The organism is Buttiauxella cochleicola (genome assembly GCF_021283185.1).
GTDB classification, from domain to species: Bacteria; Pseudomonadota; Gammaproteobacteria; order Enterobacterales; family Enterobacteriaceae; genus Buttiauxella; species Buttiauxella massiliensis.
This window is the reverse complement of the sequence record NZ_JAJSOS010000001.1, coordinates 113,190-136,278: the sequence shown is the minus strand read 5'-3', so window position 1 is coordinate 136,278 and position 23,089 is coordinate 113,190. Positions and strand designations below refer to the sequence as shown.

Here is a 23,089-nt window from a genome sequence, read left to right as displayed (position 1 = left end):
TTCTCCCGGCATTGTTAACATCCTGATGAAAATAAAGTGTAGTCTCTGTCACAAATAGGTGCCGGGTTACGGAATTTTCCGCATACTGCGGTACTCTGAATGACAGGAAATAGCGGCCAGGAGAGAAATAATGAAATGGCAACAACGTGTACAAGTGACAACAGGCCTAAGCTGCTGGCAGATAATGCTGCATCTTTCTGTGCTTTGTTTACTGCTCGTTGGCTGGAAAACTGCCTCCCTCATACCGGTCGGGATTGGCTTATGTTTGCTGTATGCAGCAACAGTAATTTTAATGTTCGCCCTCCAGCGTGTACGCACCGGGCGGTTACGTGACATTGGTGATTTTCTTGAAGAGCTGACTACCACCTGGTATTTCGGCAATGCGATGATCGTGCTGTGGCTGTTGTCACGCGTGGTCGAAAACAAATTCCTGCTGGCAGGCGCAGGCCTGGCAATGATTGCCGGACCGATTATTTATTCGCTGCTGGTTAAAGATAAGGCATCAGGCGATTTTGCGCCGAAACATCCAATACGCCGCTGAACCCGTTGTGGCTGCTATCACCAATAGTGGCCACACACTTCCCCACACAATGTCAAAACTCGCGTTCTTCAAATAAATCTGCTTAGTGATATCGGTGAAATGCCGTATCGGATTTACCCATGTCAGATTCTGCAACCACACTGGCATATTCTCGACAGGCGACACGTAACCCGACAGCAAAATCGCTGGCATCATAAAGACAAATACCCCGATAAACGCTTGTTGTTGTGTTGAACATAGCGATGAGATCAGCAACCCAAACCCCACCAGCGACAAACCGTATATCAGCATCGTGAAGTAAAACAAAAGCAGCGAGCCGGAAAATGGAATGTGATAACCCCATATCCCAACACCCAGAACGATGGTTGCCTGGCCAATCGCCACAATTTGCGCAGGCACTGCCTTGCCAACAAATATCTGCCAGGTCGCCAGTGGGGAAACCAGCAGTTGGTCGAGCGTGCCTTGTTCACGTTCGCGAGCCACGGAAAGCGAGGTAACAATCATCACGCCGATGGTGGTGATCATCGCAATCAGCGAAGGCACCACGAACCATTTGTAATCCAGATTTGGGTTGTACCAGTTGCGAACCACCAGTTCGCTGTTATTCGGTTTTGGCTGCCCGGAGACCAGTTCCTGTTGGTAATTCTTGACGATCTGTTGCAGGTAATTTGCCGCAATCTGTGCGCTATTGGAGTTACGCCCATCGAGAATAATTTGCAGTTTTGCCGGTTGCTGGCTGGCAATATCGCGTGAAAACTCTGCCGGGAAGCGAATCAGCAGCAAGGCTTTTTGGTTGTCGATAGTCGACTGGATCTCCTGCGGGCTTTTTAGCAACAGCACATGGCTAAACGCTTTAGCGCGCGCAAAACGCTGAGTCAATTCAACCGAGTGGCTGCCGTTGTCTTCGTTATAAATGGCGATGGTCGCATTAGTCACTTCGAGCGTTGCGGCGAACGGAAACAGCACCACCTGCAATACCACAGGCAAAATCAAGATCGCCCGCGTTTGCGGTTCGCGCAGTAGGGATTGCAGCTCTTTACGTATTAATGTCCATAACCGATAAATCATCGCTTTCCCCTAATCAAGACGGCGCTTGGTTTTAAGTGCCGTCAGGCCGATAAACATCACCGCCGAGGCAATCAAAAACAGTGTGTTGATAATCAAAACGGTCGAAATATTCCCCGCCAAAAACAGGCTTTGCAGCGTACTGACAAAATAACGGGCAGGGATCACGTAAGTCACTGCGCGGATGATGGCTGGCATGCTGTCAATCTGGAAGATAAAGCCCGACAGCATAATCGACGGTAGAAACGCGGCGTTTAACGCCACCTGGGCTGCATTAAACTGGTTGCGGGTGATCGTCGAAATTAACAGCCCCATGCCAAGCGTGCTGAGTAAAAACAGGCTGGTGATAAAGAACAGAATGAGCAACGAACCCCGGTACGGCACGCCAAGAATAAACACCGACACCAACATGCATAGCAGCATCGCCAGCATACCCAGTACGTAATAAGGCAGCAGTTTGCACAGCAGCAACTCGGTGCGCGTCACCTGAGTTGAGAGCAACGCTTCCATAGTGCCGCGTTCCCATTCGCGCGCCACCACCAGCGAGGTCAGGATCGCGCCAATCACCGTCATGATGATGGTAATGGCTCCAGGAATAATAAAATGTTGGCTAATGGCTGCCGGGTTAAACCAATAACGTAGTTGCACATCAATTAACGGCTCAAACTTCTCGCCCCGATCTTCCGCTCGCTGTTGCTGCCAGATTTGCCAGATACCCTCCATGTAACCCTGCACAAAGTTGGCGGTGTTCGGCTCGCTACCGTCGGTAATCACCTGCACCGGGGCGGTGGCTCCGGCTCGCGCCATGTTCTGCGCAAAATCAGTAGGGATAACCACCAGCCCGCGAATTTTTCCTGCCTGCATCAGTTGAATCAGATGCTGGCGGTTATCGCTGATGGTGGGGGCGATATAGGGTGAGGCCGTAATGGTATGGGCGAAATCCAGTGCCTCCTCGCTTTGCTGCTCCAGCAAAACCCCGACGCGCAGGCGGCTGGAGTCGAGATTGATGCCGTAGCCAAAAATAAACAGCAACAACAGTGGGATAACCACCGCAATCAGCCAACTGCTTGGGTCGCGCACGATCTGGCGTGTTTCTTTCACGCACAGAGCGCGTACGCGCCGCCAGGAAACGGCTTGATTATGCTCGCGCATTTTCGTGCTCCTTATCCCACTGATGGATAAGCGTAATAAATGCCTGCTCCATCGTTGGGTCAGTTTGCTCGTCGTCGGCTGCTTGTTCTTTCAGGTCATCCGGTGTGCCGCTGGCTATCAACTTACCGCGATACACAAGGCCAATGCGGTCACAGTATTCGGCTTCATCCATAAAGTGCGTGGTCACCATAACGGTCACGCCTTTTTCCACCATGCTATTGATATGCAGCCAGAACTCACGGCGGGTGATCGGGTCAACGCCCGAGGTAGGTTCATCAAGAAACAAAATATCTGGCTCATGCATCAGCGAACAGGCCAGCGCCAGGCGCTGCTTAAAGCCCAGGGGTAGCGCATCTGTTGAGCTGTTCATGATGGGTTTTAGGCTGAACGCTTCACTCATTCGGTTAATTTTTTCCTCCTGAGCTTTGCCGCGCAGACCATACACACCGGAGAAAAATCGCAGGTTTTGTTCCACGGTAAGGTTGCCGTATAACGAAAATTTCTGTGCCATATAGCCAAGATGCTGGCGAGCTTTTCCAGAGCTGGTTTTCAAGTCCATATCCAGCACCAGCGCTTTGCCAGACGTTGGCACCAGCAGGCCGCACATCATTTTAAAAGTGGTGGATTTCCCGGCACCGTTTGGCCCTAACAGACCAAAAATTTCCCCGCGCTGAACGGTAAAGTCAACGTTATCAGTGGCAGCAAAATCACCGAATTTTTTGGTGAGCGATTCGGCTTTGATAACAGTTTCCCCCGGTTTCCCTTCCACGGTATGCAGAATTTTCCCCAGCGGAGATTCCTGGGTTGCCGCACCGCCTAGCAGGTCGATAAACGCATCTTCAAAGCGTGGCTCGGTTTGTGAAATATTTTCTGGTGGCACATTCAGCGCCTGGGTGAGTTCTTCAACGGAGGCGTCTTTGGAGAGTATCAGGCGCACCGAACGGCCCTGAATCACGCCATCGCTGACCTGTGGTAATTTCAGCGCACGTTGCAGTAACTTGCGGTTGTTCTCGTCACTATGAGTGACCAGAAGCGAGCGCCCAGCCATTTGCTGCGTCAGTTCTTTAGGGGCACCGTGATACAACAGCTCGCCTTCGTTCATCAGTAGCACGTCGCGGCACTGTTCTGCTTCGTCGAGGTATGATGTACTCCATAGAATCAGCATGCCGTCGCCTGCCAGTTCATGCACCATTTGCCACAATTCGCGGCGAGAAATCGGGTCGACGCCAACGCCGGGTTCATCGAGCAGCAACACTTTTGGCTGGCCGACCAGCGTGCAGGCGAGGCCGAGTTTTTGTTTCATCCCGCCGGAGAGCTTCCCGGCAAGGCGAGTGGTAAACGGGCCGAGCGCGGTAAATTCCAGCAGCCGCTTAAAGGTTTTTTCGCGTTCCTCCCCGGTTACACCACGTAAATCGGCGTACAGCGTCAGGTTTTCCATCACGGTTAAATCTTCATACAGGCCAAACTTTTGCGGCATGTATCCCAGAACCGCATGTAACGCACGGTCATCTTCTATAGGATCGAGCCCGATTACGCTGGCATTCCCTTCGCTTGGTTTTAACAGCCCCGCCAGCATGCGCATCAGCGTGGTTTTCCCTGCACCATCCGGGCCGACGAGACCTGTCACTGAACCGGTATGAATCTCGCACTCAAGGCGTGCCACCGCTGGTTTTTCCTGGCCTGGGAACTGCTTCATTAGCCCTTGCAGGCGAATGATACCGTCCTGGCTACTCATGCGCTTTCTCGTCATTGAATTTCACGGTGACCGGCATTCCCTGGCGCAGCGCGTCGTCGGCATCGGTTACGATAATTCGCAGGCGATAAACCAGGTCGGTGCGTAAATCAGGTGTTTCAACAGTTTTCGGAGTGAATTCAGCCGTTGGGGAGACAAAGCCAATCTTTCCGTGATAAGGCTTATCCGGGCGACCATCGGTGTAAACCAGCAGTTCAGTGCCTGGTTTTGCCTGATTCAGACTCACCTCGTTGACGTAAGCTCGCACCCAAACCGGGCGGGTGAGGGAGAGGGTTAACACGGTGCTTCCGGCGTTCAACATGGTGCCAGGTTCAACCGCGCGGGTCAGCAGCGTACCGTCAGATGGCGCGATCAGCGTGGTGTCTTGCAAGTCCAGTTGCGCCTGAGCAAGCTGCGCTTTCGCCTGTTGCAGGCTGGCTTGCGCCTGGGCAATTTCCTGCGGGCGGTTACCGGTGCGGTACTGGCTTAACTTATCGCGTGCGGCTTTCAGCGTCGCTTTCGCCTGGTCACTCGATGAACGGGCATTTTCCAGTTCGTTGGCAGAAATAACCCGGCGCGCCCATAAACCTTGCTGGCGCTGATAAAAGTTCTGTGCGTAATCAAAAGCGGCCTGTGCCTGGTTTACCTGTGCTGCGGCCTGAGCGATTTCTTCGTCACGGTAACCGGCGATGATCAAATCAAATTTTGCCTGCGCTGCTGCGACATTCGCCTGCGCTTGCAGCAATGAGTTTTGATAAGGCCCTTGATCCAACTCGCCCAGCGTTTCCCCGGCTTTGATTGCATCACCTTCGTCAACCTGCAGGGCCGCAAGTCGCCCGCCAACGCGAAAGCTCAAATTAACGGTGCGAATATCCACGTTTCCATAAAGAGTCAGGCCTTGGTCTTGCTGGCTTTTGTACCAGTACCAACCGCCAAGCCCCGCCGCGATAAGCGCCACCAGCGCCACAATAATTATTGGCATTTTACTTTTCATTGCTGGCATTTCCTCGTTCCATTGATAACCCCTGCAAAATGAAATCGATATGGCTGCGTACCACATCGCTGATTTGTTTCACGTTCTCTTTATCAAACGTCGGCCACCCAGCGCGCAGCAGAATGGTTTCGCGCCCGAGGCGAAACGCCAGAACCTGCCCGAGTAGCGCGTGAGTGTGCAAAATGGTGGCGGTATCATCAGGGCTGCGCCCGGTGTAGCGCCCAACCAGCGTGGTGAGATGGGTGTGCATCGGTGCAATCACCTGCTCGTGAATCAGTTGATAAGCCGGGGTCGGTGAGAGCTGCTCGCGGGAGATAAACTTGCTTAGATTGAGCGTTTCATCGGCGGTCAGCAGGATGATCATATGCTCGCAAGCGGTATGAATCAGTTCGCGAATCTGCGGTTTATCGGGCTGCTGCTGGCTAAGGATCGCCTCGGCGCGTTCGACATGAGGCCTGAAATTTTGCGTGATAAAGTCGGCTATCCATTGCGCAGACGCCATATACAGCTCTTCTTTTGAGCCAAAATAGTAAGTGATAGCGGCAATGTTTTGCCCGGCAAGAGCCGCGATATCGCGAGTCGTGGCGTGTAAACCGTATTCGCCAAATTGGGCAATGGCTGCGGTAATCAGCGTGTTTTTGGCCTGCTCGCCACGGGAGGTGACAGGCGTCGGTGTGGCGTTCATACCGACCTCTTAAAAAAGTTAATCAATCGATTGACTAAGAGTAGGCTCCCGATTCAGTCGTGTCCAGTTGCAAACATTTATCTTGTGGATGCGTGCAAAAATAGAATTTGTGCGCAAAGTCACAAAAGCTGCTACACTGCGCGGCTTACGGCACCGTGGTTTGTGCCCCTCTCTCGCGCCAGAATGACTGGCGTCATATGAACCCCTGGAAACTACACCGCACCTCGCGGTCAGGGCGATTCTGGAGTTCCAAATGTCTTTTGATTCTCTCGGCCTGAACGCCGATATTCTGCGTGCAGTGGAAGAGCAGGGCTATCGTGAGCCTACCCCTATTCAACGCCAGGCGATTCCGGTTGTTTTATCCGGCCGTGACCTGATGGCCAGTGCCCAAACCGGCACAGGTAAAACAGCAGGCTTTACCTTGCCGCTCTTGCAGCGCCTGGTAGACAAACAGCCTCATGCCAAAGGTCGTCGTCCGGTTCGTGCGCTCATCCTGACGCCAACTCGTGAGCTTGCCGCTCAGATTGGCGAAAACGTGAGTGACTACAGCAAGTATTTAGATATCCGTTCGCTGGTGGTTTTCGGTGGCGTGAGCATTAACCCGCAGATGATGAAACTGCGTAGCGGTGTCGATGTGCTGGTGGCAACACCTGGCCGTCTGTTAGATCTGGAACACCAGAACGCCGTGAAACTCGATCAGGTCGAAATTCTGGTGCTGGATGAAGCTGACCGCATGCTGGACATGGGCTTTATCCACGATATCCGTCGTGTGCTGGCTAAATTGCCTGCGCGTCGTCAGAACTTGCTGTTCTCCGCAACCTTCTCTGATGAGATTAAAGGCTTTGCTGAAAAGCTGCTGCACAATCCAGAAGAAGTTTCTGTTGCGCGTCGTAACACCGCATCCGAGCAAGTCACTCAGTACGTTCATTTCGTCGATAAGAAACGTAAAAGAGAACTGCTGTCACAGATGATTGGTGAAGGTAACTGGCAGCAAGTGCTGGTGTTTACCCGTACCAAACACGGTGCGAACCACCTGGCAGAACAGCTGGGTAAAGACGGTATTACCGCAGCGGCGATTCACGGTAACAAGAGCCAGGGTGCGCGTACTCGCGCATTGGCTGATTTCAAAAACGGTGGTATTCGTGTGCTGGTGGCAACAGACATCGCCGCGCGTGGTCTTGATATCGAAGAACTGCCACACGTTGTGAACTACGAACTGCCAAACGTTCCGGAAGATTACGTACACCGTATTGGCCGTACTGGCCGTGCGGCTGCGACCGGCCAGGCGCTGTCACTGGTTTGTGTTGATGAACACAAACTGCTGCGTGACATCGAACGTGTGCTTAAACGTGAAGTGCCGCGTATGGCGCTGCCAGGTTACGAAGTTGACCCATCAATTCCTGCTGAGCCGATTGTTAATGGTCGTCAACAGCAGCGTGGTGGCGGTCGTGGTAATGGCGGCGGTCAGGGCCAGGGCCAACGTCGTGGTGGCAATGGTGGCGCATCTTCTGAGCGCAGCAATGCACCGCGTCGTCCATCTCGCCCACAAGGTGATGGTGCTGCGAAACCGGCTGGTGCGAACGCTCGTCGTCGTCCGGCGCGTAAGCCTGCATCCGCATAATTAATTAGGCTTTGCCAACTCAAATAGAGGCGCTAACATAGCGCCTCTTTTTTTACCGGAAAAACGCTATGCGTGTACTGCTTGCGCCAATGGAAGGGGTTCTCGACTCGTTGGTTCGTGAACTGCTGACAGAGGTCAATGACTACGACTTGTGTATCACCGAATTCTTGCGCGTGGTCGACCAGCTTTTACCGGCAAAATCCTTCCATAAACTTTGCCCCGAACTGCATCAGGCGAGCCGTACATCATCCGGTACGTTAGTCCGAATTCAACTCCTGGGGCAACATCCGCAATGGCTGGCTGAAAACGCTGCGCGCGCGGTGGAGCTAGGTTCCTGGGGTGTTGATCTTAACTGCGGCTGCCCATCTAAACTGGTGAATGGTAGCGGCGGCGGTGCCACACTGCTCAAAGATCCCGATCTGATTTACCGCGGCGCGAAAGCGATGCGTGAAGCCGTGCCTGCGCACTTACCCGTAACCGTTAAAATTCGACTCGGTTGGGACAGTGATGCGCGGCAGTTTGAAATTGCTGATGCGGTGCAGCAGGCAGGCGCCACTGAACTTGTCGTTCACGGGCGTACCAAAGAAGACGGCTATAAAGCCGAGCGCATTAACTGGGCTGCGATTGGTGAAATCCGCAAACGGTTATCGATCCCGGTGATTGCCAACGGTGAAATCTGGGATTGGCAAAGTGCGCAGGATTGTATGGCGGCAACGGGCTGTGATGCAGTGATGATCGGCCGTGGCGCGTTGAACATCCCCAATCTCAGCCGCGTGATTAAATACAACGAGCCGCGTATGCCATGGCCGGATGTAGTGAAACTTCTGCAAAAATATAGCCAGCTCGAAAAGCAGGGCGATACCGGTATGTATCACGTTGCGCGCATCAAGCAGTGGCTGGGGTATTTGCGTAAAGAATATGTTGAAGCGACGGATGTTTTTGCTGAAATTCGCACATTGAAAACATCGAAAGATATTGCCTCATCTATTCAACGGCTTTGATTTGTATTTGAAGTATCCAGCATAATTGTGACTAGCATTGCAGACCCTGGAAAACGAAATGTTTATGGCATTGACGCTTTGGTGTCGTCACCAGAATTAATCGGCTAATAAGGTTTAAAGGCATTGCATTGTTCGGCATGGGTGTCGGCATCGACTATGCTCAGTTTTGTTAGACCTGAGCATAGTGCGGGTACTGTTGCATCACAAAAATGGTAGCAATGTCTACAGCACAATCTCTCGCTGAAGTTTCTGCAACGCGGATCGTTATTCATGATGATATTTCCGCTTAGTTGGCATTGACCTTTTGTTCCATCAATCGGGCAAAAGTGATTGCAGTGGGTATGGTTAAGCTTGCTCATGGTTAATACCTTTATTTGCAATGAATTTGCCATGCAGCAATATAATCAAGGTCATACAGCATGAAATTTCCTATAGCCTGGGAGAGTTGGTTAGCTCTTAATGATGAATATAAATTAAGGGTTTTCATAATCAATAATTCCGCATATTAAAAACGGAATTATCCCGGTGCATAAAACTAATACGTTCGGCAATGAAACCTTCTGTAATAACATTGAAATTGCGAATGACTCCATACTGCACACCCATCAACAATAATATTCTGTTACCGGTTAATATAGTTCACACCAACGCCAAAGGGTTCGGGTAAGTCATAACCTTTAACTCGCGTATTACCACCACAAATAGGTAAAAATTCAGCGGATTTATTTGTAGAGAGTGAGTTGTAAAAAAAAGTACAGGGAGAGAAATCTTACCCCAGGGATTAATACTAAACATGCTGGGTTTTTCTTTATCAATGAAAGTATTAAATAATGTTGTCATTATAATAAGGTGAAGAGAGTGATTCTGATTTATCACTATAATTATGGAGCGCATTGATATCGTAAGGATCATCAGTATGCGGGATGATCATTTCTCCCTCGTTACTTTGGGGGGCGTTAAAGTTATTAGGTTGTTCTGCCAGAATATTATTTGATGTCAGAAGAAGAATGACAAATAAAACAAAATTTTTCATAACCCCTCGTTTTATCTACCGCTTAAGCGATGGAATGCATTGAATGTGGTATGCGGAGGAAATACATTTCCTCTGCGCGTTCTACGTGCGCAACACGGTATCTGTGCGGTGGTACGGAAAAAAAGTTTTTGAAGGCGCGCGTGAGAGACTGTTGTGATTCAAACCCATAAAGATAGGCTAAATGGATAATTGACCCATCGTTTTGTTTGAGTCTGCGGGCTATCTCCGTCAGTTTACGGTTGCGGATGTATTGGCCTAATGAATAGCCAGTCTCTTTTTTAAACATCCTTTGCAAGTGCCACTTCGAATAGCCTGAACGATCTGAAACCCTTTCAATTGACATTGAAGCTTCCAGGTTCTCTTCTATCCAATCCAAAATGCAATCAATTGTCATTGCATCGTTGTTTCGTCTGGACATCACTACAACTCCAGTCAAGCTAAAAATCGGTTTTCAATTTGATTAGCTGGCTTCTAATTTGATAATGATATTATTACCACGCTAACCATTTGTCAATGTTATGAATGCTCTGACGAAAACAAAGCTTAAGATCTGATATACCGTGTTCCTACAGGGAGGCATTAAGCCGCGATCTTCGTCACGATTTTCAACACATTCATTTGAGTGATATTTCGAAGCTGATAGAGTGTCCCAGTTGGATTGTTACTGCTGCGGCAGGCAAAACCTGATTTTCTGGCTCCTGCCGGATGTCAGGTTTTTTTGTTTCTGGGGTACTGATGAAAATCGCCAAAATACTCAATAACAATGTAGTGGTGATTCTTGACGAACACGGACGTGAACAAGTGGTTATGGGGCGTGGCCTTGGCTTTCAGAAGCATATTGGCGACACCCTGGAAAACGACAAGATCGAGAAAGTGTTTGCCCTGAAAAGTGATGAGCTGGTAGCGCGTTTAGGTGAGCTGTTGAGCCAAATCCCGCTGGAAGTGATGACTACCTGCGATCGTATTATCGAGCTTTCTCGCCAGAAGTTGGGGAAGTTACAAGATAGTCTCTACATCACGTTGACCGACCACTGCCATTTTGCCATCGAGCGGCAAAAGAAGGGGGTGGCAATCCGTAACGTGCTGCTTTGGGAAATTAAGCGCCTTTACCCTAAAGAGTTTCTGCTGGGTCAGGAAGCCGTAGAGCTGATTGGAAAACGGCTTAATGTGCAGCTCGCTGAAGACGAGGCCGGGTTTATCGCGCTGCATCTGGTCACCGCGCAGTTAAACAGCGAAATGCCGGAAGTGATGCATGTTACCCGGGTGATGCAGGAGATTTTGCAAATCGTAAAGTACCAGCTACGGTTTGAGTATGATGAAGATAGTTTGAGTTATCAGCGCTTTGTTACCCATCTTAAGTTTTTCGCCCAGCGGATGCTAAGTCGTAATGTGGTGGCAGATGATGACTTAACGCTCCATGCGGCGGTGAAAGATAATTATCCCCACGCATGGCGCTGTGCTGAAAAAATTAGTCGTCATTTGGTGAGTGAATACCAGCGTGAACTGACGACGGAAGAGATTATGTTTCTCGCTATTCACATTGAGCGAGTGCGTAAAGAGAGTCTTAAAGCTTCATAAATGCGCGTCGTAAGACGTGTGATAAAAACGGATTGTTACTGCTGCGGCAGGCAAAACCTGAGCACTGGCTTCCCTTCACGGGAGGCTGGTCTCAGGTTTTTTTTTACTCAAGACACACATGCCGAAAGGTGGAAGGAAAGCATTATGGGATATCAAGAGGTTGCCAGAGACATTCTGACCCATGTTGGTGGGCGCGAGAATATAGCAAGCCTGGTGCATTGCGCTACACGGCTGCGTTTTAAGTTAAAAGACCCGAAAAAAGCCGCAGCGGAGACGCTCAAAAAAAATCCGGGCGTCATTATGGTGGTGGAAAGCGGCGGTCAATTCCAGGTGGTGATTGGTAACCACGTCCATGATGTTTACAACGCCGTTTGTGCTGAAGCGGGGATTACGGAAGATACAGCCCAACAAGAACAGGAATCAGGTGAAAAAGTCAGTCTGCTCAGCCGATTGATTGATATTGTCTCGGCAGTTTTCACCCCTTTTATTGGTGTGATGGCGGCCTCGGGTATTCTCAAAGGCTTACTGGCTATGGCGGTGGTGTTCGGCTGGCTGGCGACCGATAGCGGTACTTACAAGCTATGGTTTGCGGCAAGTGACGCACTGTTTTATTTCTTCCCGCTGGTGCTCGGTTATACGGCAGGCAAGAAATTTGGTGGAAATCCATTTATTACCATGGCTATTGGTGGAGCGTTAACCCACCCGGTGGTGATGCAGGCATTAGATGCGGGCGCTGCGACTGAATATTTCCTCGGCATACCCATTACTTTTATTAACTACAGCTCATCGGTTATCCCCATTATTTTTGCTGCATGGGTAAGTTGTTGGGTGGAAAAGCAGGGCAATAAGTTGCTGCCTTCTGCGGTGCGTAATTTCTTTACCCCACTGTTTTGCCTCGCGATTACCGTACCGTTGACTTTCCTTTTGATTGGCCCGGCGGCAACCTGGCTTAGCCAGATGCTGGCGCATGGATATCAGGCGATTTACACCTTTGCACCCTGGCTTGCAGGTGCCGTGATGGGTGCTATCTGGCAGGTGTGCGTTATCTTCGGCCTGCACTGGGGCATGGTGCCGCTGATGATTAACAATTTATCGGTATTTGGGCACGACACACTGTTGCCACTGCTGCTTCCGGCGATTATGGGGCAGGTTGGTGCCTGTCTCGGTGTCTTCCTACGAACTCGTGATACACGCTTGAAAATGCTGGCAGGGTCGGCGGTGAGTGCCGGGATCTTTGGTATCACTGAACCCGCCGTTTATGGCGTCACATTACCGAATCGTCGTCCGTTTATTTTCGGATGTATAGCAGGGGCGTTTGGTGGTGCCATCGTGGGGTTCAGCCACAGTAACGTTTATTCATTTGGCTTTGCCAATATCTTCACCATCGCGCAAATGATTCCGCCAGGCGGTATTGATGCCAGCGTGTGGGGCGCGGTAATTGGGATGGTTCTGGCTTTGGTACTGGCTTGCGCGCTGACCTATATCGCGGGATTACCTCGCAGCGAAGCCACAGAGAATGTCGCGACGAACACGAGTGAAAACGACATTCTTGCACCAATGAGCGGCACCGTTCTGGCGATGGATCAGGTCCCTGATTCCACATTCGCCAGTGGTTTGCTCGGTGAGGGGGCGGCAATCATTCCACTCACTGGCAAGGTTATCGCACCTTTCTATGGCGAAGTAGCCTCGTTATTCCAGACACGCCATGCCATTGGTTTACTTAGCAATAGCGGCATTGAAGTACTCATTCACATCGGTATTGATACAGTAAAACTGAATGGTCAGCACTTCACGACCCATGTGAAGGTGGGGGACAAAATTAAGCCAGGTGACCTGCTCATTGAATTCGACAGGCAGGCCATCCTGGATGCTGGATACGACCTGGCGACGCCGGTGATTATCAGCAATAGCGATGAATACACAGCAGTGACACGTATGACTAATAGTCATTCCATTGATTCGGGCATGCCGTTCCTGACGGTTCAACATTAAGGAGAAGTAGATGAAAGCATTTCCTGAGAAGTTTCTGTGGGGCGGCGCGATTGCCGCAAATCAGGTAGAAGGTGCGTGGCAGGAAGACGGAAAGGGGATTTCTACGTCCGACGTTCAGCCGCATGGCGTATTTGGTGATGTCGCCGAACGCAAACCAGGTGATTTTGGCATTAAAGACGTCGCCATTGATTTCTACCACCGCTATCCAGAAGATATCGCGCTGTTTGCAGAAATGGGCTTTAGCTGCCTGCGCGTCTCCATTGCCTGGACGCGTATTTTCCCGCAAGGGGACGAAACTCAGCCAAATGAAGCGGGCCTTGCCTATTACGACCGTTTGTTTGATGAATTGGCGAAACATAACATCACGCCAATGGTGACGCTGTCCCACTACGAAATGCCGTGGGGACTGGTGAAAAATTATGGCGGTTGGGGCAATCGTGAAGTCATCACATTCTTTGAGCGTTACGCCCGCACCGTGTTCACGCGATATAAAAACAAAGTGAAACTGTGGCTGACCTTTAACGAAATCAACATGTCGCTGCATGCGCCAATGACGGGTGTTGGGCTAAGTGAGAGCAGCAGCAAAGCAGAAATTTATCAGGCGATTCACCATCAGCTGGTCGCCAGTGCGTTGGCCGTGAAAGCCTGTCACGAAATCATTCCCGATGCGCGTATCGGTAACATGCTGCTTGGTGGCCTGGTTTATCCGCTGAGCTGTAAGCCAGAAGACGTGCTGGAAACCATGCAGGAAAACCGCAACTGGTTGTTCTTTGGTGATGTGCAGTGCCGGGGCGAGTACCCGGGTTATATGCTGCGTTACTTCCGCGACAACGGCATTAAGCTTGAGATCTCAGATAGCGACCGCGAAGCGCTGAAAACCACAATCGACTTTATTTCGTTCAGCTATTACATGACGGGTTGCGTCACTTCTGATGAAGCTCTGAATGAGAAGGCGCGTGGCAATATCCTCAACATGGTGCCAAACCCGCACCTGCCGAGTTCTGAGTGGGGCTGGCAGATTGACCCAGTAGGCCTGCGTATTTTGCTCAACAAGCTGTGGGATCGTTATCAGAAACCACTGTTTATTGTTGAAAACGGTCTTGGTGCTAAAGACAAGCTCGAAGCCGATGGCACAGTGCATGACGACTACCGCATTAGCTACCTCAACGACCACCTGGTGCAGGTGCGCGAAGCGATTGAAGATGGCGTGGAAGTGCTGGGCTACACCTGCTGGGGGCCAATTGACCTGGTGAGCGCATCGAAAGCTGAGTTATCTAAGCGCTACGGCTTTATCTATGTCGATCGCGACGACCAGGGCAACGGTACCCTTGAGCGCCGCCGTAAGAAAAGCTTCAACTGGTATAAAGAAGTGATTGCCAGTAATGGGGCGAGTCTGAAGTAGGCCGGATAAGCTTGCGCCATCCGACATTTGGCGGATGGCATTTTATTTTAAATAAGCTTAACCCACCAGGCGCTTAATAAAACCACGAACCCACATTAGCGCCGCGTCACTGTTATGGCGCTGATGCCATAGCAATGCCACATCAAACGGGGCCATCTCCAGCGGAACAGGGCTGCTGCGTAATCCCCATGTTTTCTGCCAACTCTCACAAAGCCCCTGCGGCACGGTCGCAAGCACAGGCATCATGCTTAATAAACCCGGTAAAGCGGAGAAATGCGGCGTGGTGTAGCTAATCTCACGTTTTAGACCCTGCCTGGCTAACAATGTGTCGATGTGGCTACTGGATGCCTCACGGTAGCTCACCAGGACATGTTGCTGCGCGGCATACGTCTCTGCGTTAAGCGGTGCCTCAAGCTGTAGCTGAGTGGGATTCCAGAGAGTGACAAATTCCATTGCACTCAACTGTTCACGCTCCATCCAGCGCGCTGACTGATTCGCCACGCTGATGATCATATCCAGTTCGCCACCTTCCAGACGCTGCGCATCAGTGAAAGGATCGTTTGCCACTACGTTAAGGCGCACGCCAGGGGCATGTTCACGCAACGCAGGAACCAGTTGCGGCATCAGCCACATCTCTACCCAATCGGTCATGCCAATGGTAACTGTTGCTTTCGCATGCGCAGGGTTGAACTCTGCCTGTTGGAACAGTGCGCTCTGCAATTGCTCAAGCAGCGGCATCAGTTCGCCATGCAGTTCTGACGCCCGTGCGGTAGGCTGCATACGATGCCCGCTACGAATAAATAGTGGGTCGTCAAACATCTCACGTAGACGAGCGAGCGAGCCGCTCACCGCAGGTTGTCCCAGATGCAGCTTATCAGCCGCCAGCGAGACGCTTTGTTCGCGAAATAAAACCGCAAAGGCAATCAGCAGGTTGAGGTCAATTTTGCGAAAATCACTTTCTTTGATAGTCATTATTTCTCCAATCAATTGGAGTGATAATAATGCTTCGCCACCAGGGTTCGCAAGTGTAGGGGATTTAAATTGAAGGAAGGGATAAGCAAAGGGGTGCCACCATGGTGGCACCCGCAGATATCAGAAAATCATTTTAAACACGCCAGTCACGACCAGTAAGCCAATAATAAAGATAATCAAAACTGCCCATAGAATAATTTTCATCAATGCTTCCTATTTTATGACTAGTGTTTAAAGAGTATAGGCAAGGATGGAAAACGCGGGGGGAGTGACCTCCCCTTGGGCAGAAAATGAGAATAGTTGAAGGCAATTAGATAAGTGGTTTACGCGCCGCCAGCAGGAAAATCATCGGGCGTTCTTTTTCTTCATCAAGCGCTGGGTTTTGCGCGATTTGCTCGGCACTCGGGCCCCACTCATCAAGTTTCTCGATGACAAACCCACTAGCAATGAGTGCGTTTATCCAGCTTGAAAGCTTGCGATGCTGCTTTTTAACACCGTCGGCAAACCAGTTACTGATGCGCTCGCCCTCTTGCTGATAGTGATTCACTGGCCAGGATTTTTGCCCGGATTGGTCAGATAGCCAACCCTGCTGTAGCGGTGCGGTATAAATCGGATGTTCTGCAGAGAACACCAGCATGCCGCCAGGTACCAGCGTCTGATAAAGCGTGGCAAAAAGCGCAGGAATATTTTCCAGATAATGCAGCGCCAGCGAGCTGTAAAACAGATCAACGCTTTGTGCCTCAAGCTGCAACTGCTCGAGATCTTCACGGCGATAAACAATATCTTCGCCAGTTGTCATCTCCCGAGCCTTCTCCAGCATTTTTACGGAGACATCCAGCCCCAGTACATTTGCTGCACCCTGGTCATGTGCGTAACGGCAAAACCAGCCGTAACCGCAGCCTAAATCTACTACTGTTTTTCCCTGTAGCGCAGGAAGTAGCTTTTGCATGCTTGGCCATTCAGGTGCGCCATCCAACCCTTTAATCGAGCGGTCGAGCGTGGCGTAACCTTCAAAAAAAGCCGGGTTATCGTAGATATTTTGTGTCATTGCAACTCCTGTTCGCAAAGCCGTAATTGGCAGGCTATCAGTAGGTAGAAATCTGCGTTGCTGAGCTGATAGTGAGACATTGAGCTGCTCAAAGTATACCTTTAGAAAAGCCATACCTCTGGCTGTAATTTCATTCTTTCTGTGACCATAACCAGAAAAGCAAAGCTGCCGCACTGATTCCTGCACCCAACGCGCATACTGCGTACCAACCCCAAAGTGAGTAAAACTGGGTTGAGGCGATGGCGCCCAGTGCGCTGCCCAAAGAATAAAAGCACATATAGGCCCCGACCAGGCTGCTGTGTGCATTAGGTCTTGCGGAAAATATAAGGCTCTGGTTTGTCACGTGTACCGCTTGTACGGCGAAATCCAGCACTATGACACCAACAATTAGTAACAGGAGGGATCTTTCGGCGAATGCAATGGGTAACCAGGAAAGCAGCAATAAGGTCAGTGATAACCCCGTAGTACGTTGTCCCATGCCCCGATCGGCCCACTTCCCGGCTTTTGACGCAGCTAATGCCCCAGCAATACCTGCCAGGCCAAACATACCTATTTGAGTATGTGAGAGCGATTGCGCGCTTAGCGGTAATACCATGGATGTCCACAATACGCTGAAAGCGGCAAAAATAAGCAGGGCAAATATCCCTCTGGCTCTTAGCGTTGGTTCAGTTATAAAAAGCATAAATACTGACTTTATCAGCACCCAATAAGAACTCTTAACTCGTGGCTGTGGCAAGGAGGGCATTGCTTTGTAAAGTACGCCAGCCATCATCAGCATGAGGCAGGCAGAGCTCAAATACACGGCACGCCACCCCGCAAGGTCGGCAATGACACCTGATGCAAAACGAGCCAGGAGAATGCCCAGTACCACTCCACTTGTCACAGCACCGACGGCTTTTCCTCTCTGATGTGCTGCCGCCAGCGAAGCCGTATAGACCACCACAATCTGAACGACTACTGCCATTAGTCCGACAAAAACCATCGCCCCCAGAAATGTTGCCCAGTTTTGAGAGAAACCAGCAATGAACAATGCTGTCGCTAAAAGCACCATCTGGGTAATGACGAGATATTTACGATTAACGATATCGCCAAGGGGAACGATAAAAAGTAGGCCAGCCCCATATCCGACCTGAGTCATTGTCACAACCATACCGATCGCAGCGGACTGTACGCTGAAGCTTTTTGCCATAGATTCGAGGAGAGGCTGCGCAAAATAAACATTCGCGACGGCAAGCGCAGACGTCAATGAAAAGAGAAGTGTTAGAGCTGGTGTTAACAAAGGAGCAGCCTGCGCGTGGTTTTGACTATTATTTTCTGTTTTAGAAACAGTACTGCCGGCTGTTATTTCTGTTTTAACGACTGATACGACTGGTTTCATATTCATAACTCGTTTCCAGTGACATTGTGGTTGCTTTTAGCAACCAGGTTATTTGTTTTTATCAGTGGTGGTTTTATTTTGCAACCAGTTTGTTATGCGATTATGCTCTCGAAATATAAGTACGCTATTAAAAGGAAGCTCAAATGGCTAAACAGGAATCACTCACAGGCAGCGAATGCCCTGTCGCAAGGACTTTAGAGGCGATTGGCGAGCGATGGTGTTTGATGATAATTCGCGAGGCATTTGACGATGTTCGCCGGTTCAGCGAGTTTCAGAAAAACCTGGGTCTGGCAAAAAATATTCTGGCTGCGCGGTTGAAGCAGTTGGTCGAACTTGGGGTGCTTGAGATACGTCCAGCTTCAGACGGTAGTGCCTATAAAGAATATGTGCTTACAGAATGCGGACGTTCCGTCTTTCCTATCGTTGTTGCTATGCGCCAGTGGGGCGAGCGCTACATGTTCGAAAAAGGAGAGACGCACTCTGTGTTGCTGGATAACGAGCTTGAACAAACCATTTTGCCACTAGAAGTGCGTTCCGCTCGGGGTAAAAAACTCGAGCCCGGAGACTGCCACAGACGCCTGGTGGTCAAAACCGAAAACAGCGCCTAAAGAATATGTAGTAACTATGATTATATTTAGCATGGTAATAATAATTACTGTAAATCAATTTCAAATTGTATCCCTTATTAACCTTATGTGTATTGCCACTGATACCTAAACTTTTCAGTCCCGGAATGCGTAACCTGAGCCCTTTCTATTACTCTGTGGCTAATTATGACTTCCTCACGTTTCCCTCTCGCGGCGACTGGCGTCGCGTTAATGCTCGTTTTGTCTGGCTGCGCGCCAATGCATGATGACGATGCACCTCTCGCTCAAAAAACGCCTCCACAACAGCTTGATACCAAACTTCCGCCTGAGTTGGCACACGGTTGGCCGGGCAGTGATTGGTGGCGTGGTTACCACGATAGCCAAATTGACAGGTTGGTAGAACGCTCGCTCAAAGACTCACCAGACCTCGCCGTCGTGCAACAGCGTATTAAGCTTGCCCAGGCTCAGACGCAAATGCAGGAGGCAAGCGACGGGCCGCAGATGGATTTCTCAGCTAACATTGAGCGTCAGAAAATGTCCCAGGAGGGGGTGATGGGGCCCTTTGCTCTGACTGATCCAGCCGCGGGTACTACAGGCCCGTACTACACCAACGGTAACTTTGGGCTGACCGCCAGTTGGGATCTGGACTTGTGGGGTAAAAACCGCTCGGAAGTGGAAGCTAAAGTGGGTGTCATGAGGGCGAAGCAGGCGGAGTTGGCCCAGGCAAAACAGGTTATTTCGGCAAATGTCGTGCGTTTGTATTGGGATATGCAGACCCTGTTGGCATTAAAAGATGTGAAACAACAAACGCTTGCTGCGCAGAAGAAGATAGTTGATGTAGAGACAAGCCTGTATGCCGAAGGGATTAATTCATCGGTGGACGGCGTAGAACCCAATATCGATTTCGTGAAAACTCAGCAGCAGATTGATGAAATAGATGGGCGTATCAACATGGCTAAAGCGCAGCTCGCCGCAATTACCGGTGACGCCCATGCCGCATCAAATATTAAACGTGTATCGCTGCCGAGCGTGAAAAGCCAGGTACCTGATCATATGGGTTATGAACTGTTGGCTCGTCGCCCAGATCTTCAGGAGGCGCACTGGTACATCGAATCCTCACTGAGCAGTGTTGATGCCGCAAAAGCCGCTTTCTACCCGGATGTAAACCTGAGTGCCTTCTTGCAAAATGATGCTCTGCACTTGAGTGATTTGTTCCGCGGTTCCGCTCAGCAAATGGGCGTGATTGGGGGCTTTACGCTGCCCATCTTCGACAGCGGCCGACTCAATGCCAATCTCGATATCGTGCGCGCGGAAAGTAATTTGTCGATTGCCAGCTACAACAAAGCTGTTGTTGGAGCGGTAAATGATGTGGAGAAAGCAGCAAGCCAATTGAATGCTATTGCGGCTGAAAACCAGCACCAGGTTACCGTTTTGCAAGGCACGCAAAAACTCAAGACGCTTGCCCAAGCTCGTTATAAAGCCGGTATTATTTCCGGTGCGAAGATGAGTGCCGCGTTGCTGCCAGATCTCTCCGAGCAGGCCAAAGCCATTCAGCTCCACGGCCAGTGGCTGAACGCTGATGTGCAGTTAGTCTCTGCATTAGGTGGGGGTTATCGGGCAGGAAAAGCGTAACGAACACGGATTTTTCTCCACCTCCTATAATTACGTACAGGTCAAAATGTACTCTGGAGGTGGTGATGTCTGGGGCTAATAAAGTCGTTATCGTCACGGCGTCGGATTCAGGAATTGGCAAAAAATGCGCGCTGCTTCTCGCGCAGCAAGGCTATGACGTGGGTATCACCTGGCATTCCGATGAACAGGGTGCGCAAGAAACAGCAGACCAGGTCAGGGGGTACGGGCGACGAGCCGAAACTGTACAGCTTGATTTAGCCAACCTGCCTGACGGAGCCGCAGGTATTGATGAACTGATTAGCCGTTTCGGACGTGTCGACGCGCTGGTGAATAATGCGGGTGCGATGAGCAAAAATCCTTTCCTTGATGTCACTCTCGAAGAGTGGCGTAAGCTTTTTACTGTCGATGTAGACGGCGCATTTCTCTGCTCGCAAAAAGTGGCACGGGCGATGATTTCGCAAGGTGAGGGGGGGCGAATCGTGAATATCACCTCTGTTCACGAGCACACGCCGCTTCCTGAAGCCTGCGCGTACACGGCGGCAAAACACGCGTTGGGTGGGTTAACTAAATCAATGGCAATGGAGCTGGTGCACCATAAAATCCTGGTCAATGCCGTGGCTCCTGGGGCTGTCGCCACGCCGATGAACGACATGAAAGAAGGCGACGGTGCGGGGAGCAAAATCCCGGAAATCCCACTAGGGAGAGCGGGGGATACCGAGGAAATAGCCAGCCTGGTTGCATGGCTTTGTTCAGAAAGTGCCAGCTACACCACCGGACAATCGTTTATCGTCGACGGTGGTTTTATGTTTGCCAACCCGCATTTCAAACCGAAAGGTTAGTCTTGCTGATTATTCTCGCGGTGTTTAAACCACAATCGCACCAGCCACACTAAGGCGACCACGCCGAGCAACCAAATCCAGTGCTTAACATGTTGGTCCAGGTTATGCAGCCATGGGCCAACGACTTCACCGCCCACATATCCGAGCGTGGTGAAAAGCGTTGCCCAAATTAATGCGCCAACGATGTTAAGAGGGAGGAATATTTTCGGGGGTAGGCGGCTGGCACCGATCAAAATCGGCCCAATCACCCGAAAACCGTACATAAAGCGTGAACCAATTACAAACCAGTAAGGGTGGCGGTTAATCAGCTTCTGCGCCTTAGTGATCTTCTTCTGATGCCTTTTAAAACGCTCTGAAATCGTGCCACCAAAACGCCTGCCAACCAGATACAGCAGTTGGTCGCCAATCATGCCGCCGAGCGCGACAGACAGCACCACAAGCGGGAATTTGAGCAACCCCTGGTGTGCTACAACGCCGCCTAGCAGTGTAATTGTTTCCCCTTCCGCCATGCTACCCACAACCAGTGCGGCATAGCCGTAATGCTCAATCAGATTATTAATATCCACAATGATGAATCTAACTCCTTGTTCTTTTACAACAATAGTATAGCGGTTGTTACGACACTTCTGTGTTTTGGCGTGGTGCAAGTCACAAAAGCACTACAAATAACAGGGGTTAAGTTGTTTATGTGAACTCATTCAAATTCTATTAATAACAATTGGTTTAATTTCAATTCGCAAAAATAAAACGATGGTTTAATTAATAAAGTACATTATTTCACAAGAAAGGATGCCTAATGTCTAAAAAATTGCTCCCTTTGGTTACGGGTTTATGTATCACCGGTGCCGCAATATTGTTTACTCCTTCTGTTTTAGCACAAGTTATTAAAGCAGCTGATGTTCACCCGGCAGGTTACCCGAATGTTGTTGCAGTAGAGAAAATGGGTGAAAAGCTTAAGCAACAAACGAACGGTAATCTGGAAATTAAAATGTTCCCTGGCGGTGTACTGGGTGATGAAAAACAGATGATTGAACAGGCACAAATGGGGGCAATTGACATGATTCGTGTATCAATGGCACCTGTGGCAGCCATTCTCCCGGAAATAGAGGTTTTTACCCTACCGTATATTTTTGAAAATGAAGATCACATGCATAAAGTGGTTGATGGAAATATAGGTAAAGAAATCGGTGATAAAATTACCAATAACCCTAAATCAAAATTAGTATTCCTCGGCTGGATGGATTCCGGTACGCGTAATTTAATAACTAAAAAACCTGTTGTAACGCCAGAAGACTTAAAAGGCATGAAAATTCGTGTCCAGGGTAGCCCGGTCGCATTGGCGACGTTAAAAGCGATGGGGGCAAACTCTGTTTCTATGGGCGTGAGTGAAGTGTTTAGTGGCATGCAGACCGGTGTAATAGACGGTGCTGAAAATAACCCACCAACATTTGTGGCGCACAACTATATGCCAGTATCGAAAAACTACACTCTGAGCGGCCACTTTATTACCCCTGAAGTATTCCTCTATTCCAAAATAAGATGGGACAAACTCAAGCCGGAAGATCAACAAAAAATCCTGACCCTCGCCCGTGAAGCGCAGTTTGAGCAGCGTAAGCTGTGGCAGGACTACACCCAGAAAGCAGTTGATAAAATGAAGGCAGGTGGGGTGACCTTCCATGAAATTGATCGCTCTTACTTCATTAAAGCCACGGAGCCTGTACGCCAACAATATGGTGAAAAACATCAGGCGTTAATACAGGCGATTGCCGATGCAAACAAGTCTTAGTTTTTAAACTTGACCTAATTAATTACTCTTAATTTATACACTCATCAGTAC

At 50.0% G+C, this 23,089-nt stretch carries 23 protein-coding genes; 10 read left to right on the top strand and 13 right to left on the bottom strand.

The genetic code is table 11. From position 1 onward, the window contains the following. Positions 1–130: 130 nt before the first annotated feature. The gene (locus LVQ76_RS00620; protein WP_232904004.1) at positions 131–541 is read left to right on the top strand and encodes a YbhQ family protein; all 411 of its coding nucleotides are present in this window, start codon (positions 131–133) and stop codon (positions 539–541) included. Here the strand turns inward: LVQ76_RS00620 and LVQ76_RS00615 are convergent. From LVQ76_RS00615 to cecR, 5 genes are read right to left on the bottom strand one after another with little or no spacing between them, the layout of a single operon-like run. Further along, positions 503–1,609: an ABC transporter permease gene (locus tag LVQ76_RS00615; protein WP_232904003.1), complete on the bottom strand. Its 1,107-nt coding sequence runs from the start codon at positions 1,607–1,609 to the stop codon at positions 503–505. The two genes, LVQ76_RS00620 and LVQ76_RS00615, sit on opposite strands and share 39 nt — an antisense overlap. 9 nt (positions 1,610–1,618) lie before the next feature. Beyond that, a complete protein-coding gene (locus tag LVQ76_RS00610) occupies positions 1,619–2,758 on the bottom strand; it encodes an ABC transporter permease (RefSeq protein WP_232920733.1) in 1,140 nt (379 codons plus the stop codon). Then, positions 2,745–4,493 (bottom strand): ATP-binding cassette domain-containing protein, encoded by a 1,749-nt coding sequence (locus tag LVQ76_RS00605; RefSeq protein ID WP_232920732.1) that lies wholly within the window; start codon positions 4,491–4,493, stop codon positions 2,745–2,747. The genes LVQ76_RS00610 and LVQ76_RS00605 overlap by 14 nt, the downstream gene beginning before the upstream one ends. Continuing rightward, positions 4,486–5,472 (bottom strand): secretion protein HlyD, encoded by a 987-nt coding sequence (gene hlyD / locus LVQ76_RS00600; RefSeq protein ID WP_370639849.1) that lies wholly within the window; start codon positions 5,470–5,472, stop codon positions 4,486–4,488. The genes LVQ76_RS00605 and hlyD overlap by 8 nt, the downstream gene beginning before the upstream one ends. 1 nt (position 5,473) lies before the next feature. Then, positions 5,474–6,169 (bottom strand): transcriptional regulator CecR, encoded by a 696-nt coding sequence (cecR, locus tag LVQ76_RS00595; protein WP_232920731.1) that lies wholly within the window; start codon positions 6,167–6,169, stop codon positions 5,474–5,476. Positions 6,170–6,422: 253 nt separating this feature from the next. On the opposite strand from cecR, the gene rhlE reads away from it, so the two are divergent. Together rhlE and dusC are read left to right on the top strand one after the other, a co-directional pair. Continuing rightward, positions 6,423–7,790, top strand: a complete 1,368-nt coding sequence (gene rhlE / locus LVQ76_RS00590) for an ATP-dependent RNA helicase RhlE (protein ID WP_232920730.1) — start codon at positions 6,423–6,425, stop codon at positions 7,788–7,790. A gap of 68 nt (positions 7,791–7,858) precedes the next feature. After that, positions 7,859–8,791, top strand: a complete 933-nt coding sequence (dusC, locus tag LVQ76_RS00585) for a tRNA dihydrouridine(16) synthase DusC (RefSeq protein ID WP_232865081.1) — start codon at positions 7,859–7,861, stop codon at positions 8,789–8,791. Between the two features lie 104 nt (positions 8,792–8,895). Here dusC and hpdC read toward each other — a convergent pair whose 3' ends face one another. The 3 genes from hpdC to LVQ76_RS00575 all read right to left on the bottom strand — a co-directional run bounded on the left by hpdC (position 8,896) and on the right by LVQ76_RS00575 (position 10,242). After that, entirely contained in the window at positions 8,896–9,150 is a 255-nt protein-coding gene (gene hpdC, locus LVQ76_RS22345) for a 4-hydroxyphenylacetate decarboxylase small subunit (protein WP_166671953.1), read from the bottom strand. A gap of 464 nt (positions 9,151–9,614) precedes the next feature. Continuing rightward, positions 9,615–9,824 carry a multiple antibiotic resistance regulatory protein MarB gene (gene marB, locus LVQ76_RS00580; protein ID WP_232904000.1) on the bottom strand — a complete coding sequence of 70 codons (210 nt, stop codon included), beginning with the start codon at positions 9,822–9,824 and terminating at the stop codon, positions 9,615–9,617. A gap of 22 nt (positions 9,825–9,846) precedes the next feature. After that, positions 9,847–10,242 carry a helix-turn-helix domain-containing protein gene (locus LVQ76_RS00575; protein ID WP_232865080.1) on the bottom strand — a complete coding sequence of 132 codons (396 nt, stop codon included), beginning with the start codon at positions 10,240–10,242 and terminating at the stop codon, positions 9,847–9,849. A 317-nt stretch (positions 10,243–10,559) separates the two neighbouring features. Here LVQ76_RS00575 and licT point away from each other — a divergent pair, with 317 nt between their 5' ends. From licT to LVQ76_RS00560, 3 genes are all read left to right on the top strand, one after another. Next, positions 10,560–11,402: a BglG family transcription antiterminator LicT gene (gene licT, locus LVQ76_RS00570; protein WP_232865079.1), complete on the top strand. Its 843-nt coding sequence runs from the start codon at positions 10,560–10,562 to the stop codon at positions 11,400–11,402. A gap of 144 nt (positions 11,403–11,546) precedes the next feature. Then, positions 11,547–13,394 (top strand): PTS beta-glucoside transporter subunit IIABC, encoded by a 1,848-nt coding sequence (bglF, locus tag LVQ76_RS00565; RefSeq protein WP_232903999.1) that lies wholly within the window; start codon positions 11,547–11,549, stop codon positions 13,392–13,394. Positions 13,395–13,404: 10 nt separating this feature from the next. After that, a complete protein-coding gene (locus tag LVQ76_RS00560) occupies positions 13,405–14,796 on the top strand; it encodes a glycoside hydrolase family 1 protein (protein ID WP_064517269.1) in 1,392 nt (463 codons plus the stop codon). A gap of 57 nt (positions 14,797–14,853) precedes the next feature. Here LVQ76_RS00560 and LVQ76_RS00555 read toward each other — a convergent pair whose 3' ends face one another. The 4 genes from LVQ76_RS00555 to LVQ76_RS00540 form a co-directional block, all read right to left on the bottom strand. Further along, positions 14,854–15,768 (bottom strand): LysR family transcriptional regulator, encoded by a 915-nt coding sequence (locus tag LVQ76_RS00555; RefSeq protein WP_232920729.1) that lies wholly within the window; start codon positions 15,766–15,768, stop codon positions 14,854–14,856. Positions 15,769–15,888: 120 nt separating this feature from the next. Then, positions 15,889–15,972, bottom strand: coding sequence for a small membrane protein YohP (yohP, locus tag LVQ76_RS00550; protein ID WP_072009412.1), 84 nt, complete (start codon positions 15,970–15,972; stop codon positions 15,889–15,891). A 106-nt stretch (positions 15,973–16,078) separates the two neighbouring features. Further along, positions 16,079–16,816 (bottom strand): class I SAM-dependent methyltransferase, encoded by a 738-nt coding sequence (locus LVQ76_RS00545; RefSeq protein ID WP_232920728.1) that lies wholly within the window; start codon positions 16,814–16,816, stop codon positions 16,079–16,081. A 130-nt stretch (positions 16,817–16,946) separates the two neighbouring features. After that, positions 16,947–18,095 (bottom strand): MFS transporter, encoded by a 1,149-nt coding sequence (locus LVQ76_RS00540; RefSeq protein ID WP_232920909.1) that lies wholly within the window; start codon positions 18,093–18,095, stop codon positions 16,947–16,949. Positions 18,096–18,337: 242 nt separating this feature from the next. Between LVQ76_RS00540 and LVQ76_RS00535 the strand changes: the two genes are divergently transcribed. The 3 genes from LVQ76_RS00535 to LVQ76_RS00525 all read left to right on the top strand — a co-directional run bounded on the left by LVQ76_RS00535 (position 18,338) and on the right by LVQ76_RS00525 (position 21,252). Then, positions 18,338–18,802, top strand: a complete 465-nt coding sequence (locus LVQ76_RS00535; protein ID WP_232920727.1) for a winged helix-turn-helix transcriptional regulator — start codon at positions 18,338–18,340, stop codon at positions 18,800–18,802. 165 nt (positions 18,803–18,967) lie between these two features. Continuing rightward, entirely contained in the window at positions 18,968–20,413 is a 1,446-nt protein-coding gene (gene mdtQ, locus LVQ76_RS00530; protein WP_232920726.1) for a multidrug resistance outer membrane protein MdtQ, read from the top strand. Positions 20,414–20,478: 65 nt separating this feature from the next. Then, positions 20,479–21,252: an SDR family oxidoreductase gene (locus tag LVQ76_RS00525; RefSeq protein ID WP_232865072.1), complete on the top strand. Its 774-nt coding sequence runs from the start codon at positions 20,479–20,481 to the stop codon at positions 21,250–21,252. Here LVQ76_RS00525 and LVQ76_RS00520 read toward each other — a convergent pair. Beyond that, positions 21,249–21,818, bottom strand: a complete 570-nt coding sequence (locus LVQ76_RS00520) for a DedA family protein (RefSeq protein ID WP_232865071.1) — start codon at positions 21,816–21,818, stop codon at positions 21,249–21,251. The two genes, LVQ76_RS00525 and LVQ76_RS00520, sit on opposite strands and share 4 nt — an antisense overlap. Before the next feature lie 230 nt (positions 21,819–22,048). Here LVQ76_RS00520 and LVQ76_RS00515 point away from each other — a divergent pair, with 230 nt between their 5' ends. Next, complete coding sequence (locus tag LVQ76_RS00515; protein ID WP_232865070.1) at positions 22,049–23,038, top strand: TRAP transporter substrate-binding protein; 990 nt, start codon at positions 22,049–22,051, stop codon at positions 23,036–23,038. The last annotated feature ends 51 nt before the right edge of the window (positions 23,039–23,089 follow it).

Excerpts from the sequence above, each read along its gene's own strand:
- LVQ76_RS00605 (WP_232920732.1), bottom strand. The coding sequence starts at position 4,493 with ATGAGTAGCCAGGACGGTATCATTCGCCTGCAAGGGCTAATGAAGCAG.
- LVQ76_RS00545 (WP_232920728.1), bottom strand. The coding sequence starts at position 16,816 with ATGACACAAAATATCTACGATAACCCGGCTTTTTTTGAAGGTTACGCC.
- LVQ76_RS00560 (WP_064517269.1), top strand. The coding sequence starts at position 13,405 with ATGAAAGCATTTCCTGAGAAGTTTCTGTGGGGCGGCGCGATTGCCGCA.
- LVQ76_RS00535 (WP_232920727.1), top strand. The coding sequence starts at position 18,338 with ATGGCTAAACAGGAATCACTCACAGGCAGCGAATGCCCTGTCGCAAGG.
- dusC (WP_232865081.1), top strand. The coding sequence starts at position 7,859 with ATGCGTGTACTGCTTGCGCCAATGGAAGGGGTTCTCGACTCGTTGGTT.
- LVQ76_RS00615 (WP_232904003.1), bottom strand. The coding sequence starts at position 1,609 with ATGATTTATCGGTTATGGACATTAATACGTAAAGAGCTGCAATCCCTA.
- cecR (WP_232920731.1), bottom strand. The coding sequence starts at position 6,169 with ATGAACGCCACACCGACGCCTGTCACCTCCCGTGGCGAGCAGGCCAAA.
- LVQ76_RS00575 (WP_232865080.1), bottom strand. The coding sequence starts at position 10,242 with ATGTCCAGACGAAACAACGATGCAATGACAATTGATTGCATTTTGGAT.
- mdtQ (WP_232920726.1), top strand. The coding sequence starts at position 18,968 with ATGACTTCCTCACGTTTCCCTCTCGCGGCGACTGGCGTCGCGTTAATG.
- LVQ76_RS00555 (WP_232920729.1), bottom strand. The coding sequence starts at position 15,768 with ATGACTATCAAAGAAAGTGATTTTCGCAAAATTGACCTCAACCTGCTG.
- LVQ76_RS00515 (WP_232865070.1), top strand. The coding sequence starts at position 22,049 with ATGTCTAAAAAATTGCTCCCTTTGGTTACGGGTTTATGTATCACCGGT.
- hlyD (WP_370639849.1), bottom strand. The coding sequence starts at position 5,472 with ATGCCAATAATTATTGTGGCGCTGGTGGCGCTTATCGCGGCGGGGCTT.
- licT (WP_232865079.1), top strand. The coding sequence starts at position 10,560 with ATGAAAATCGCCAAAATACTCAATAACAATGTAGTGGTGATTCTTGAC.
- LVQ76_RS00610 (WP_232920733.1), bottom strand. The coding sequence starts at position 2,758 with ATGCGCGAGCATAATCAAGCCGTTTCCTGGCGGCGCGTACGCGCTCTG.
- yohP (WP_072009412.1), bottom strand. The coding sequence starts at position 15,972 with ATGAAAATTATTCTATGGGCAGTTTTGATTATCTTTATTATTGGCTTA.
- rhlE (WP_232920730.1), top strand. The coding sequence starts at position 6,423 with ATGTCTTTTGATTCTCTCGGCCTGAACGCCGATATTCTGCGTGCAGTG.
- bglF (WP_232903999.1), top strand. The coding sequence starts at position 11,547 with ATGGGATATCAAGAGGTTGCCAGAGACATTCTGACCCATGTTGGTGGG.
- hpdC (WP_166671953.1), bottom strand. The coding sequence starts at position 9,150 with ATGAGCAAGCTTAACCATACCCACTGCAATCACTTTTGCCCGATTGAT.
- marB (WP_232904000.1), bottom strand. The coding sequence starts at position 9,824 with ATGAAAAATTTTGTTTTATTTGTCATTCTTCTTCTGACATCAAATAAT.
- LVQ76_RS00620 (WP_232904004.1), top strand. The coding sequence starts at position 131 with ATGAAATGGCAACAACGTGTACAAGTGACAACAGGCCTAAGCTGCTGG.
- LVQ76_RS00525 (WP_232865072.1), top strand. The coding sequence starts at position 20,479 with ATGTCTGGGGCTAATAAAGTCGTTATCGTCACGGCGTCGGATTCAGGA.